This is a genomic window from Brucella sp. JSBI001 (assembly GCF_026014005.1).
Taxonomy (GTDB): domain Bacteria; phylum Pseudomonadota; class Alphaproteobacteria; order Rhizobiales; family Rhizobiaceae; genus Brucella; species Brucella anthropi.
Map to the genome: position 1 here is coordinate 3,482,328 of NZ_CP110339.1, position 12,654 is coordinate 3,494,981.

The window sequence follows — 12,654 nt, forward strand, 5'->3', positions numbered from 1 at the left end:
TCAAACCAAACTGCCCATCCACCGATTCGGAAAAGCAAAGAAAAACGCAGCTCTTCTATCGAAGAACTGCGTTGTTTGAAGCCTATTAACCCTTGGAAGGGAATCAGCTGGCGGCGCGAAGCGGAGAAATCTGGATTTCCACGCGACGGTTCTGCGCACGGCCTTCCGGTGTTGCGTTAGTGGCAACGGGCTGGCTCGCGCCATAGCCGATAACGGCGAAGCGACGCGGATCGATACCCTGCGAACCGAGATAGCTCGCGACCGACGCGGCGCGGCGCTGCGAAAGAGCCTGATTGTGGCTGACGCTACCGGTCGAATCGGTGTGGCCATAAACGTCCACAAGTGTCTGGTTGAATTTGCGCAGTACAATCGCGACCGAATTAAGCGTCGGGTAGAACTGGCTCTTCACCTGATCCTGATCGGTATCGAAAGTGATGCTGGACGGCATATTAAGGATGATCTGGTCGCCGTTACGGGTCACAGACACGCCAGTGCCCTGCAACTGTGCACGGAGCTCGTTTTCCTGACGATCCATGTAATTGCCGATTGCGCCGCCGCCAAGTGCACCGATACCGGCACCAATCAGAACGGCATTGCGCTGTGCACGGCTGGAACCGCCGACCATCAGGCCACCAAGAGCGCCCACAGCCGCGCCAATTGCAGCACCACCTGCGGTGTTCGACATCTTCTGTTCCCCGGTATAGGGGTCGGTGGTGCAGCCTGCCAGAAATGTGGCGGCGAAAAGGGCAATACCGATCTTCTTCAGCATGAAATGGTCATCCTCAATTAGCGAATCCGTCGCATGATAATAGCGATTAAGGCCGGATGGTGTCTCAAATGCGAGTTTGAATCCAGCCTTTCGCTTTTTAACTGAAGCCTCCGCAACTGCGCAACTGCGTGGCGTAACGATTGGCCATGGATTGGGCACGTTTTGCGCCATTGAGCGCTGTAGCATTCCCGCGCCAGACACCACGAGCGTAACCGCCGTGACCCGAATAGTAAGCGAGATAAAGGCTATATGCATCGGCGCGATTGATGCCGTTTTTCAGATAGCTTTGATAGTGATACCAGCCAATGAAATGGATAGCGTCCGCGAAATTGGTGCGCGATGCAGTCCAGCGACCGGTTTCCCGCTTGTAACGATCCCACGTGCCGTTCAGCGCCTGGGAATAGCCATAGGCGCTGGAAGCCCGCTTCCACGGTATGATCCAGAGAATCTTGGTCCGTGGCGGGCGGGCATAGGGCTGGAAGCCGGATTCGGTATAGATTGTGGCCATCAGAACCGGAACCGGCACGCCGAATTCGCGCGAACCCGCGTGGCAGCCGTCTGCCAGTTATTGAACCAACCGTCGCGTTGATCGAAGACCGCACACACATTGTTGACCTGCCGTGGGGCAGTCGCGCAGCCTCCTAGGATCACGAGCGCGACGAGAAACAAAACGCGCATCATGGAAAACCTCGTCTCTTTGCAAAGATTGATAAAGCGTAAAAATTAAGAAGACCTTTCTAACGACAGGTCACCCCTTTCCGGGGCCTTCAAACTCGCGTGAAGAAGCAAAGTAAAAGCCGCTGCCAATATGACAGCGGCCCGAACTGTGGATGAATGTGGATAACTATGGGGATAGCGTATTTTCAGCGGTCGAAACTGCGTGAAAACCAATGGTTAGAGCGATTCCGCTGGAACAGAACCGCTCCAAACTTCAGCGGCGCTCCTGCCGCAACCGCGCCCAGTATTCGAGGCGCTTGCGGATATCTCGCTCAAAACCTCGCTCCGGCGGATCATAGAACTTTTGCCTGCCCATGCTTTCCGGGAAATAATCCTGTCCTGAAAACGCGTCTGGCTGGTCGTGGTCATAGGCATAGCCATCGCCGTAGCCCTCATTCTTCATAAGCTTGGTCGGCGCGTTGAGAATATGCTTCGGCGGCAGCAGGGAACCGTTCTCCTTGGCCGCACGCATTGAGGCTTTATAGGCCACATAGACGGCGTTCGATTTCGGAGCCGTTGCAAGATAAACACAGGCCTGTGCGAGCGCCAGTTCGCCTTCCGGCGAACCAAGATAGTCATAGGCATCCTTGGCGGCGTTGCAGATGACCAGTGCCTGCGGGTCGGCCAAGCCGATATCTTCCACCGCCATGCGCACCAGCCGCCGCCCAAGATATAACGGATCTTCGCCCGCATCGAACATACGAGAAAGATAGTAGAGCGCTGCGTCAGGGTCCGATCCCCGAACGGATTTATGCAGCGCCGAAATCAGATTGTAATGCCCGTCCTGCCCCTTGTCATAAACCGGGGCGCGACGTTGCACGACATCCTGCAGCTTTTCGGCAGTAAACACTTCATCGGGACGGGCCGCACGCCAGACTTCCTCGGCAAGCGTCAGCGCAGCACGTCCATCGCCGTCAGCCATGCGAACAAGGCTTACCCGTGCTTCCTCGTCCAGCGGCAATGGACGTTCTTCTTGCTCTTCGGCACGGGTCAGAAGTGTTGCAATGCTCTCGCCATCATGGGGATGAAAAGTAAGCACCCTCGCCCGGGACAAAAGAGCAGCATTGAGCTCGAAAGACGGGTTTTCCGTCGTGGCGCCGATCAGGATAACAGTGCCGTCTTCCATGACCGGCAAAAACGAATCCTGCTGGGCGCGATTAAAGCGATGAATTTCGTCTACGAAAAGCAGTGTCTGCCGGCCCGACATACGCCGCGCACGAGCAGTCTCGAAAACCTTCTTGAGATCGGCAACGCCGGAGAAGATCGCCGAAATCTGCTCAAACGCGAGATCAGTTTCTCCGGCAAGCAGGCGGGCAACGGTCGTCTTGCCGGTTCCCGGAGGTCCCCAGAAGATCATGGAACCGAGCGAACCGGATGCAATCATGCGCGTCAGCACACCTTCTGGTCCGGTCAGATGTTCCTGACCGGTTACTTCCGACAAATGCTTCGGGCGCAGACGGTCAGCAAGCGGCCGGTTGCGGTCCGCGTTCGGGTCTGCCGCTGCTGAGAAAAGGTCGCTCATTTCATTCGCTCGATCGATAAATTAAATGCCGCTTCAGGCATAATCCTACCCGAAGCGGCATGCAACTTTTGGCGATATACTGGCCGACAGTTTTAACGCACGAACTGACGCAACAACGTTCCGTTGCGTTCCACCTCAAGCCGCCAGGCAAGACCACGTCCCCCATCCAGAATCGCGGTCATATCCTCCACGGAGCGGATAGGATTTCCGTTGATGCTTCGAACAATGTCGCCCGGGCGCAATCCGAGCCGTGCCGCCGGCGAGCCGGAATAGACGTCAACAACGACCACCCCCTGGCTTTCACTCTTGAGACGCAGCTTTTTAGCGGTGGATGGCGTCAGCACAAGAACAGCTGCACCGGCGAAGGGATTATCGCCCTTGATCACCTGCGGCGCAGTTTCCTTGACTTCAGGCGCTTTGGAAAGCTTCACCGGGATGGTCTGGTTCTTTCCATCCCGCATGATTTCGACCGACACGGTGTTACCAATGCCAGCCGTCGATAGACGATAACCAAGCACATCCTGATTATCGACACGAACGCCCTGAACGGACAGAACCACATCGCCGATCTTCAGCCCTGCGGCTTCTGCAGGACCACCTTTTGCAACTGCCGTGATCAGGGCACCGTAGGGCTTTTCCATTCCAAGCCCTTCGGCCAGATCGGAGGTGACCCCTTGGAAAGTCGCGCCGATATAGGGGCGCTCGAAACTTTTGCTGCCATTCTGCGCAGCTTCCACGACAGCGCGGACCATATTGGACGGAATAGCAAAGCCGATGCCCACGGAACCGCCAGAACGTGAATAGATCGCTGTGTTGATACCTATCAGGCGTCCGCGCATGTCAATCAATGCGCCACCGGAGTTGCCGGGATTGATAGCCGCATCCGTCTGGATAAAGAAATCAAAATCGGAAATGCCAACCTGTGTTCGGGATTGCGCCGACACGATACCGCTCGTCACAGTCTGTCCGACGCCGAACGGATTGCCGATGGCCAGCACCAGATCGCCAACTTCGACTTCGTCGGAATTGCCGAGGCCCAACACTGGAAACTTGTCCTTGGCTTCAATTTTCAACACGGCAAGGTCGGTGGTTTCATCACGCAGAAGCAGCTTGCTTTCGAACTCGCGACCGTCCGACAAGGCGACTTTGATTTCGTCGGCATCCTTGATGACGTGATTGTTCGTCACGACAATGCCTGAACTATCGACAATCACGCCGGACCCGAGCGACTGCTGGATACGTGGCTTGCTTTCCCCGAACTGCCGCCCGAAAAACTGCTCGAAGAACGGATCGCCTGCAAATGGCGATTGTGCCCGTGCCTGCACCTGTCGCGCCGCATAGACATTCACAACAGCTGGTGTCGTCTCTTTCACAAGAGGAGCGAAGGAAAGTTGCATATCAGCGCGGCTGAGCGGCACTTCTTTGGGAGGTGTTGCAGGCGCATCCTGCGCCATTGCCTGCGGCATAACCAGCCCGACGGATGTCAGCATAAGACCCAATACACCTAAACGTCGCCAATTCATGCACATACTCCGCGCTTTCCGAGGGCACTCATATCTTCCGTGAAAAAATATGAGATTCGTCGTCCATATGTAGTCAACTGAGGACAAGGATAAAGGGCCACATTGTGACCTTGAAGTGCAGCACGGCAATTTTTCGTGAAACATATCGATCCGAAAGAGCCGAACAGCAGCAAGAACAAACAAAAAGGGCCGCTCAAGGCGGCCCTTTTCAATAATCAGAAACAGTGCAGATTATGCTGCGTCTGCTTCAGCAGCCTGTTCGGCTTCGACGCGGGCGCGGTCAGCCTTGCCCTTTGCATCGACGTCGCGTTCCACGAATTCAACAACAGCCAGAGGCGCGTTGTCGCCAGCGCGGAAGCCAGCCTTCATGATGCGGATGTAGCCGCCGTTGCGGGTTGCATAGCGAGCAGCCAGCGTATCGAACAGCTTTGCAACGAGCTTAACGTCGCGAATAGCCGAGATGGCCTGACGGCGTGCATGCAGATCGCCGCGCTTGCCGAGAGTGACAAGCTTTTCTACGATCGGACGGATTTCCTTAGCTTTAGGAAGCGTGGTCACAATCTGTTCATGCTCGATGAGCGAAGCCGCCATGTTGGCGAACATTGCCTTGCGATGCGAGGCAGTGCGGTTCAGCTTACGCTGTCCATTACCGTGGCGCATGGCCTTCTCCTTAATTAGTTCTAGCCGGATTGCCGGTCTTAATATTGGTCTTCGTAGCGCTTTGCGAGATCTTCGATGTTTTCTGGCGGCCAGGACGGGATTTCCATACCGAGATGGAGACCCATCGATGCCAGAACTTCCTTGATCTCGTTGAGCGACTTGCGGCCGAAATTCGGAGTCCGCAGCATCTCGGCTTCCGTCTTCTGGATCAGATCGCCGATGTAGACGATGTTGTCGTTCTTCAGGCAGTTTGCCGAACGGACGGACAGTTCGAGTTCGTCGACCTTCTTGAGCAGAGCCGGGTTGAAAGCCAGTTCCGCAACCTGTTCCTGCGGAGCTTCCTTCTGGGGCTCTTCGAAGTTGACGAAGATCGCCAGCTGGTCCTGGAGAATACGAGCAGCATACGCCACTGCGTCTTCACCGCTGACCGAGCCGTTTGTCTCGATGTTCAGCGTCAGCTTGTCATAATCGAGAACCTGACCTTCACGGGTGTTCTCGATCTTGTACGACACCTTGCGAACCGGAGAGTAGAGGCTGTCAACCGGGATAAGCCCGATCGGAGCATCTTCCGCACGGTTGCGGTCGGCAGGCACATAGCCCTTGCCGGTGTTGACGGTGAATTCCATGCGGATTTCAGCGCCTTCGTCCAGCGTGCAGATGACGTGATCCGGGTTAAGGATCTCGACATCGCCGACAGTCTGAATGTCGCCAGCCGTAACAACGCCTGGGCCTTCCTTGCGGACGACCATGCGCTTCGGGCCCTCGCCTTCCATGCGGATGGCGATTTCCTTGACGTTCAGAACGATATCCGTAACGTCTTCGCGGACGCCCGGAATCGAAGAGAATTCATGCAGAACGCCATCGATCTGAATGGCGGTCACGGCAGCGCCGCGAAGCGACGACAGAAGCACGCGACGCAGAGCATTACCGAGCGTCAGACCGAAACCGCGTTCCAGCGGCTCAGCAACGACGGTTGCATGCGTGCGGGAGCCGTTGGTGATGAAATCCACCTTATTCGGCTTGATGAGTTCCTGCCAGTTCTTCTGGATCATGTAAGTATCCCTCTATCAATCGTCGCTACCATCCTATCGTAGCGATCAAGTGTAGAAACCGCAGAGGAACCCCGAACTTGAAAAGCCCGAGGCTCGTACGGCATGTGAACGAGGATTAGACCCGGCGCTTCTTGCGCGGACGGCAACCGTTGTGCGGGATCGGCGTAACATCGCGGATCGACGTAATCACAAAGCCGGCAGCCTGAAGGGCGCGCAGCGCGGATTCACGGCCAGAGCCCGGTCCGCAAACCTCGACTTCGAGGGAGCGCATACCGTGTTCCTGAGCCTTCTTGGCGCAATCTTCGGCAGCGATCTGAGCGGCGAACGGGGTCGACTTACGCGAACCCTTGAACCCCTGAGCACCGGCAGACGACCAGGCAATCGCATTGCCCTGAGCATCCGTGATGGTGATCATGGTGTTGTTGAACGTCGAATTTACGTGGGCAACGCCCGACGAGATGTTTTTACGCTCGCGACGGCGAACGCGCGTGGCTTCCTTGGCCATGACAGTCCTTTCAATCGATCTCTACACCGCCGTAATTCCAGCGGCTACACCGGTCCTCAAGAAAGGACCAGCATCAAACCCAACCGGCGCACCGGAAAGGCCCGACGGAACATATGTCCCGTCGAAATTACTTCTTCTTGCCTGCGATTGCCTTCGCCGGACCCTTGCGGGTGCGTGCGTTGGTGTGCGTGCGCTGGCCGCGAACCGGCAGCGAACGACGATGACGCAGACCGCGGTAGCAGCCCAGGTCCATCAGGCGCTTGATGTTCATCGAAACTTCACGACGCAGGTCACCTTCGACCTGGTAGTCAGCATCGATTGCTTCGCGGATCTGAAGGACTTCAGCATCCGACAGCTGGTTAACGCGACGATCGTCAGCAATGCCGACCTTCGTTACGATTTCCCGAGCAAATTTCGGTCCGATCCCGTGAATGTACTGAAGCGCAATAACAACGCGCTTGTTCGTCGGGATGTTGACGCCAGCGATACGTGCCACGTCTGTTCTCCTTGAGTTATAAAAATTTCCATCTGGCAGATGCGATCAACCAGACAGCATTAAACGACCGGTACCGGCCTCTTTCGATTTCCGCCGATACCCGCCATTCAAAACCAGTTGAAGTGGCGCAGTCTTTGACGGAATCGCCCGAAAAAGTCAACTCTTAACTGTCCGTAAAGCCATCAAACCGGCCTGACAGGCAACTCAAGCAACTTCTGGAAGTAATAAACGGGCAGAAAACGCTTCACGCTTTCCCTGCCCGTATTGGAATGAGGCTTCTTCAAGCCTCTTCAATTTTCATGCCGGAACCAGAATTCTCTCGATTTCGGCAGTAACTTCTTCAACCGGCGCCATGCCATTGATGACGCGCAGTTCACCAGTTCCGGCATAATAGCTCGAAAGCGGCGAAGTCTTTTCGCGGTATTCCACGAGACGCTTACGGAACGCCTCAGGATTGTCGTCCGAACGGACCTGACCACCCTTGGCAATCGTTTCAGCCACGCGGCTCTCCATCCGCTTGACCAGAGCATTCTCGTCAACCTTCAGCTCAATGACTGCATCGAGTTTTAGGCCCTTCCCCGCCAGCATCGTTCCCAGAGCCTGAGCCTGTGGAACCGTGCGTGGATAACCGTCAAGGATGAAACCGTTCGCGCAGTCAGGCGCATCGATGCGCTCCGAAACGATCTGGTTCACGATCTCATCGGAAACCAGTTGCCCGGCGTCCATCACGGCCTTGGCGCGCTTCCCGATCTCGCTCTGCTGGGCGACTGCTGCACGCAGCATGTCGCCGGTCGAGAGCTGAGGAATTCCATGCTTCTTGGTAAGAAGTCCAGCCTGCGTCCCCTTACCTGCTCCGGGCGGCCCAAGAAGTATCAGTCTCATTTATTGCGTTTCCCACCTCTGAGTTTGGACTTCTTGATCAGCCCTTCATACTGATGGGCGATCAGATGCCCCTGAATTTGCGCAACCGTGTCAAGCGTTACGCTCACAACGATCAGCAGCGAGGTGCCACCAAGATAGAACGGCACACCGGTTGCGGAAATCAGGAATTCCGGCAGGAGACAGACAAGCACGATATAGATGGCGCCGACAACAGTGATGCGTGTCAGCACATAGTCTATGTATTCGGCGGTACGCTCACCCGGACGAATGCCCGGAATAAAGCCGGAATGCTTCTTGAGCTGGTCAGCAGTGTCCTTGGGATTGAACACAATGGCCGTGTAGAAGAAGCAGAAGAATGCCATCAATGCGGCATAGAACAGCATGTAAAGCGGCTGACCATGACCGAGTGCATTGAGAACGGTAGTAGCCCAGGCCGGCATTTCTGTCGTGTTGGCGAAACCGGCGACCGTCGCAGGCAGAAGCAACAACGACGAGGCGAAAATCGGAGGAATGACGCCTGCGGTATTGAGCTTCAACGGCAGATGCGACGTATCGCCCTGGAACATGCGGTTGCCGACCTGACGCTTCGGATACTGGATCAGAAGGCGACGCTGCGCACGTTCAACGAATACGATGACCGCAATCAGCACGATGGCAAGAATGATAACGCCCAGAATGAGTCCCGTCGACAGCGCGCCGGTACGGCCAAGTTCCAGCGTGCCGGAAATAGCGTGCGGCAGGTTGGCCACGATACCGGAGAAGATGATCAGCGAGATACCGTTGCCGATACCGCGTGCAGTGATCTGCTCGCCGAGCCACATCAGGAACATCGTGCCGCCAACAAGGGTGATCACCGACGAAACGACGAAGAACGGTCCCGGATTGGTGACAATACCGTTGCCCGACTGCAAGCCGACAGAAATCGCGTAGGCCTGAACAAGCGCCAGAAGCACCGTGCCGTAACGCGTATACTGATTGATGATCTTGCGACCTGCCTCGCCTTCCTTCTTCAGCGCTTCAAGAGACGGAACAACCGACGTCATGAGCTGCACGATGATGGAGGCAGAGATATAAGGCATGATGCCGAGCGCGAAAATGGCCATACGACCGACGGCGCCACCGGCGAACATGTTGAAAAGCCCGAGCACACCCTGGCTATGCTGCTGGAAAGCCTGCGCAAGCGCGTCAGGATTGATGCCGGGAAGCGGAATATAGGTGCCGAACCGGTATACGAGCAAAGCACCTAGCGTGAACCAGATGCGCTTCTTGAGTTCTTCTGCTTTCGAGAAAGCTGAAAAATTGAGATTGGAAACTAGCTGTTCAGCAGCCGATGCCATTAAATTTCTCCGGTGAAAAGTCTCCGGTCCTCCGCCCCCGTCAGCGCAATCTATTGCGGTCGCGCCTCGAGACTAAAAAGACCCTACCCAGATATGCGCATTGGCATAAATGTGCAAGCGGCGGCACTGAGGCCGCCGCTTTTTATTTTTGTATCGAAGCCTTATTCGGCAGCGGCTTCAGGAAGCTTGATGCTACCGCCAGCCTTTTCGATCTTTTCGACCGCAGCCTTGGAAGCACCGGCTACCTCGAAAGCAACCTTTGCCTTCAGTTCGCCGTCCGAAAGGATGCGAACGCCGTCCTTGGCGCGACGAATCACGCCAGCAGCCTTCAGCGAATCGAGGTTCACAACTACCTTGGCATCAAGCTTGCCTGCATCGATAGCGGCCTGAACACGGCCGAGCGACACAACGTTGAAGCTCTTTGCGAAGATGTTGGTGAAGCCGCGCTTCGGCAGACGGCGGTAGATTGGCATCTGGCCGCCTTCGAAGCCGTTGATCGCGACGCCCGAACGGGACTTCTGCCCCTTGACACCACGACCACCGGTCTTGCCGGTGCCCGAACCGATACCGCGGCCAACACGCTTGCGTGCTTTGACCGAACCTGGCTTGTCACGCAGATCGTTGAGTTTCATATCTCTATCTCCTGCGCTATCACGCCTCGTCCACAACTCGAACGAGGTGTGGAAGCTTGGCGATCATGCCACGAACTGCCGGAGTATCTTCCAGCGTGCTGCGGCGGTGCATTTTATTAAGACCCAGACCGATCAGCGTTGCGCGCTGCTCGGCTGGACGACGGATTGGGCTTCCGATCTGCTCGACCGTAACCGTCTTGCCCTTCTTCTCAGCCATCACTCAAATCCCTTGTCTATGGCGTATCCGGTGGCCTGAGCGGCCCCGGACGAACACAAACTATCGGCTACTCTTCCGAACCGACCACATCATGGCGGCGAGCCTGAAGGGTCGAGTACTTGATGCCGCGCTGTGCAGCGATGTCCTTCGGATGCATCTGATGCTTCAGAGCATCGAACGTCGCACGAACCATGTTGTAAGGGTTCGACGAACCGAGCGACTTGGCGACAACGTCCTGAACGCCGAGCGTTTCGAACACTGCACGCATCGGACCACCGGCGATGATACCCTTACCAGCAGGAGCTGCGCGGAGCAGAACCTTGCCAGCGCCGTGACGGCCTTCAACATCGTGGTGCAGCGTACGGCCCGAACGCAGCGGTACGAAGATCATGTCGCGCTTGGCAGCTTCCGTAGCCTTACGGATAGCTTCCGGCACTTCACGAGCCTTGCCATGACCGAAGCCTACGCGGCCCTTCTGGTCGCCAACAACGACGAGCGCAGCAAAACCGAAGCGACGGCCGCCCTTGACGACCTTGGCAACGCGGTTGATGTGAACGAGCTTATCGACGAATTCGCTGTCGCGCTCCTCACGGCCGCGATCTTCGCGGTTACGTTCTCTCTGTGCCATATCCTGATTTCCTTTTTCTTTTCCGGAAGCACAAAATGCTATTAGAAGCTCAGTCCGCCTTCGCGGGCAGCTTCGGCGAGAGCCTTCACACGGCCGTGGTAAATGAATGCACCACGGTCGAACACTACTTCGCTGACGCCTGCTTTAACGGCACGCTCGGCAACCAGCTTGCCAACTGCAGCTGCTGCTGCGGAGTCGGCGCCAGTCTTGAGCTTGCCCTTCAGGTCGCCATCCAGGGTCGAAGCAGCGGCGATGGTAACACCGCGAACGTCGTCGATAACCTGAACGTAGATGTTCTTGGAAGAGCGGTGCACGCTGAGACGCGGACGGCCGTTTGCAACAGCCTTGACCTGACGGCGTACACGAGCAGCGCGACGCTGCAAAGTTTCTTTTGGCGATGCCATGACGCGCTTCCCTTACTTCTTCTTGCCTTCTTTGCGGACGATCTTCTCGCCAGCATACTTGACGCCCTTGCCCTTGTAAGGCTCGGGGCCGCGATATTCGCGGATCTCAGCCGCGACCTGACCGACCTGCTGCTTGTCGATACCGGTGACGACGATTTCCGTCGGCTTCGGAACGGCAACAGTGATGCCAGCAGGCACGTCGTAGACCACTTCGTGGCTGAAGCCGAGCGAAAGCTGCAGGTTCTTACCCTGCATGGCAGCACGGTAACCGACGCCGCTGATTTCGAGCTTCTTTTCGAAGCCGTCCTTCACGCCAACAAAAATGTTGGAGATCATCGTGCGGGACATGCCCCACTTCGAACGAGCTTCCTTCGACTGGTCGCGCGGATCGACGCTGACAGCGCCGTCTTCCATCTTGACCAGAACTTCATCGTGCACGACGAAGGAGAGTTCACCCTTCGCGCCCTTGGCCTTGACGATCTGCCCATCAACACTGGCGGTCACGCCTGCCGGGACCGGCACGGGTTTTTTACCGATACGAGACATTTTAATACCTGTCTTTTATCTGTTCGCTGTCAACCGCATCAGAAGATGCGGCAGAGCAGCTCACCACCAACGTTTTGTTCACGGGCTTCATGATCAGCCATCACACCCTTAGGGGTGGACAGGATCGAGATGCCAAGACCATTCGCAACCTGCGGGATCGACTTGACCGACACGTATACACGGCGGCCAGGCTTCGAAACGCGGGTCAGTTCACGAATGACTGGAACGCCTTCATAGTACTTCAGTTCGATTTCGATCTCGGCTTTGCCGTTCACGAATTCACTCTGCGTGTATCCGCGGATGTAACCTTCAGACTGAAGAACATCAAGAACGCGAGCGCGCAACTTGGAAGCCGGGGTCGAAACCTTGGTCTTCTTGCGGCCTACTGCGTTACGAATACGGGTCAGCATGTCGCCGATAGGATCTGACACAGACATATGCTACTCCTTACCAGCTCGACTTGACGATGCCCGGGATCTGACCGAGCGAACCCAACTGACGGAGCGCAATACGCGACATCTTCAGTTTACGGTAATAACCACGCGGACGGCCCGAAACTTCGCAACGATTGCGAATACGAACCTTCGATGAATTGCGCGGCAGTTCGGCAAGCCGGATAGTGGCGCGGAAGCGCTCCTCCAGCGGAAGGCCCTGATCCATTACGATCGCCTTCAGACGTGCACGCTTGTCAGCATGACGCTTAACCAACTTTTCGCGGCGCTTGTTTTTTTCGACTGCGCTAGTCTTGGCCATATTATTATACC

16 protein-coding genes and 1 pseudogene are annotated in these 12,654 nt (G+C 56.3%); all 17 read right to left on the reverse strand.

Annotated elements, in window-relative coordinates:
* Positions 1-103: 103 nt before the first annotated feature.
* A complete protein-coding gene (locus LJ361_RS16470; RefSeq protein WP_010659932.1) occupies positions 104-769 on the reverse strand; it encodes an OmpA family protein in 666 nt (221 codons plus the stop codon).
* A gap of 97 nt (positions 770-866) precedes the next feature.
* Positions 867-1,450, reverse strand: a pseudogene (locus tag LJ361_RS16475) (transglycosylase SLT domain-containing protein).
* A gap of 250 nt (positions 1,451-1,700) precedes the next feature.
* On the reverse strand, positions 1,701-3,008 hold the full coding sequence (locus LJ361_RS16480) for a replication-associated recombination protein A (RefSeq protein ID WP_010659930.1): 1,308 nt from the start codon (positions 3,006-3,008) through the stop codon (positions 1,701-1,703).
* 92 nt (positions 3,009-3,100) lie between these two features.
* The gene (locus tag LJ361_RS16485; protein WP_010659929.1) at positions 3,101-4,531 is read right to left on the reverse strand and encodes a DegQ family serine endoprotease; all 1,431 of its coding nucleotides are present in this window, start codon (positions 4,529-4,531) and stop codon (positions 3,101-3,103) included.
* Between the two features lie 231 nt (positions 4,532-4,762).
* Positions 4,763-5,191: a 50S ribosomal protein L17 gene (rplQ, locus tag LJ361_RS16490; protein WP_010659928.1), complete on the reverse strand. Its 429-nt coding sequence runs from the start codon at positions 5,189-5,191 to the stop codon at positions 4,763-4,765.
* 38 nt (positions 5,192-5,229) lie between these two features.
* Positions 5,230-6,243, reverse strand: a complete 1,014-nt coding sequence (locus LJ361_RS16495) for a DNA-directed RNA polymerase subunit alpha (RefSeq protein WP_006467001.1) — start codon at positions 6,241-6,243, stop codon at positions 5,230-5,232.
* 115 nt (positions 6,244-6,358) lie between these two features.
* A complete protein-coding gene (gene rpsK, locus LJ361_RS16500) occupies positions 6,359-6,748 on the reverse strand; it encodes a 30S ribosomal protein S11 (protein WP_002964339.1) in 390 nt (129 codons plus the stop codon).
* A 127-nt stretch (positions 6,749-6,875) separates the two neighbouring features.
* Complete coding sequence (rpsM, locus tag LJ361_RS16505; RefSeq protein WP_006467002.1) at positions 6,876-7,244, reverse strand: 30S ribosomal protein S13; 369 nt, start codon at positions 7,242-7,244, stop codon at positions 6,876-6,878.
* Positions 7,245-7,541: 297 nt separating this feature from the next.
* Positions 7,542-8,126: an adenylate kinase gene (locus LJ361_RS16510; RefSeq protein ID WP_010659927.1), complete on the reverse strand. Its 585-nt coding sequence runs from the start codon at positions 8,124-8,126 to the stop codon at positions 7,542-7,544.
* Positions 8,123-9,463, reverse strand: a complete 1,341-nt coding sequence (gene secY / locus LJ361_RS16515) for a preprotein translocase subunit SecY (RefSeq protein WP_010659926.1) — start codon at positions 9,461-9,463, stop codon at positions 8,123-8,125. The genes LJ361_RS16510 and secY overlap by 4 nt, the downstream gene beginning before the upstream one ends.
* A 161-nt stretch (positions 9,464-9,624) precedes the next feature.
* The gene (gene rplO, locus LJ361_RS16520; protein WP_010659925.1) at positions 9,625-10,095 is read right to left on the reverse strand and encodes a 50S ribosomal protein L15; all 471 of its coding nucleotides are present in this window, start codon (positions 10,093-10,095) and stop codon (positions 9,625-9,627) included.
* Positions 10,096-10,114: 19 nt separating this feature from the next.
* Positions 10,115-10,312: a 50S ribosomal protein L30 gene (gene rpmD, locus LJ361_RS16525; RefSeq protein WP_002967737.1), complete on the reverse strand. Its 198-nt coding sequence runs from the start codon at positions 10,310-10,312 to the stop codon at positions 10,115-10,117.
* A gap of 67 nt (positions 10,313-10,379) precedes the next feature.
* Positions 10,380-10,940, reverse strand: coding sequence for a 30S ribosomal protein S5 (rpsE, locus tag LJ361_RS16530; RefSeq protein ID WP_006467009.1), 561 nt, complete (start codon positions 10,938-10,940; stop codon positions 10,380-10,382).
* A gap of 41 nt (positions 10,941-10,981) precedes the next feature.
* Positions 10,982-11,344: a 50S ribosomal protein L18 gene (gene rplR, locus LJ361_RS16535; RefSeq protein ID WP_010659924.1), complete on the reverse strand. Its 363-nt coding sequence runs from the start codon at positions 11,342-11,344 to the stop codon at positions 10,982-10,984.
* A gap of 12 nt (positions 11,345-11,356) precedes the next feature.
* Entirely contained in the window at positions 11,357-11,890 is a 534-nt protein-coding gene (rplF, locus tag LJ361_RS16540; RefSeq protein ID WP_010659923.1) for a 50S ribosomal protein L6, read from the reverse strand.
* 38 nt (positions 11,891-11,928) lie between these two features.
* A complete protein-coding gene (gene rpsH / locus LJ361_RS16545; protein WP_007875325.1) occupies positions 11,929-12,327 on the reverse strand; it encodes a 30S ribosomal protein S8 in 399 nt (132 codons plus the stop codon).
* A 10-nt stretch (positions 12,328-12,337) separates the two neighbouring features.
* Positions 12,338-12,643: a 30S ribosomal protein S14 gene (gene rpsN, locus LJ361_RS16550; RefSeq protein ID WP_010659922.1), complete on the reverse strand. Its 306-nt coding sequence runs from the start codon at positions 12,641-12,643 to the stop codon at positions 12,338-12,340.
* Positions 12,644-12,654 lie beyond the last annotated feature (11 nt).

Excerpts from the sequence above, each read along its gene's own strand:
- LJ361_RS16480 (WP_010659930.1), bottom strand. The coding sequence starts at position 3,008 with ATGAGCGACCTTTTCTCAGCAGCGGCAGACCCGAACGCGGACCGCAAC.
- rpsK (WP_002964339.1), bottom strand. The coding sequence starts at position 6,748 with ATGGCCAAGGAAGCCACGCGCGTTCGCCGTCGCGAGCGTAAAAACATC.
- LJ361_RS16510 (WP_010659927.1), bottom strand. The coding sequence starts at position 8,126 with ATGAGACTGATACTTCTTGGGCCGCCCGGAGCAGGTAAGGGGACGCAG.
- LJ361_RS16470 (WP_010659932.1), bottom strand. The coding sequence starts at position 769 with ATGCTGAAGAAGATCGGTATTGCCCTTTTCGCCGCCACATTTCTGGCA.
- rpsE (WP_006467009.1), bottom strand. The coding sequence starts at position 10,940 with ATGGCACAGAGAGAACGTAACCGCGAAGATCGCGGCCGTGAGGAGCGC.
- rplR (WP_010659924.1), bottom strand. The coding sequence starts at position 11,344 with ATGGCATCGCCAAAAGAAACTTTGCAGCGTCGCGCTGCTCGTGTACGC.
- rpmD (WP_002967737.1), bottom strand. The coding sequence starts at position 10,312 with ATGGCTGAGAAGAAGGGCAAGACGGTTACGGTCGAGCAGATCGGAAGC.
- rplQ (WP_010659928.1), bottom strand. The coding sequence starts at position 5,191 with ATGCGCCACGGTAATGGACAGCGTAAGCTGAACCGCACTGCCTCGCAT.
- LJ361_RS16495 (WP_006467001.1), bottom strand. The coding sequence starts at position 6,243 with ATGATCCAGAAGAACTGGCAGGAACTCATCAAGCCGAATAAGGTGGAT.
- secY (WP_010659926.1), bottom strand. The coding sequence starts at position 9,463 with ATGGCATCGGCTGCTGAACAGCTAGTTTCCAATCTCAATTTTTCAGCT.
- rplO (WP_010659925.1), bottom strand. The coding sequence starts at position 10,095 with ATGAAACTCAACGATCTGCGTGACAAGCCAGGTTCGGTCAAAGCACGC.
- rplF (WP_010659923.1), bottom strand. The coding sequence starts at position 11,890 with ATGTCTCGTATCGGTAAAAAACCCGTGCCGGTCCCGGCAGGCGTGACC.
- rpsN (WP_010659922.1), bottom strand. The coding sequence starts at position 12,643 with ATGGCCAAGACTAGCGCAGTCGAAAAAAACAAGCGCCGCGAAAAGTTG.
- LJ361_RS16485 (WP_010659929.1), bottom strand. The coding sequence starts at position 4,531 with ATGAATTGGCGACGTTTAGGTGTATTGGGTCTTATGCTGACATCCGTC.
- rpsH (WP_007875325.1), bottom strand. The coding sequence starts at position 12,327 with ATGTCTGTGTCAGATCCTATCGGCGACATGCTGACCCGTATTCGTAAC.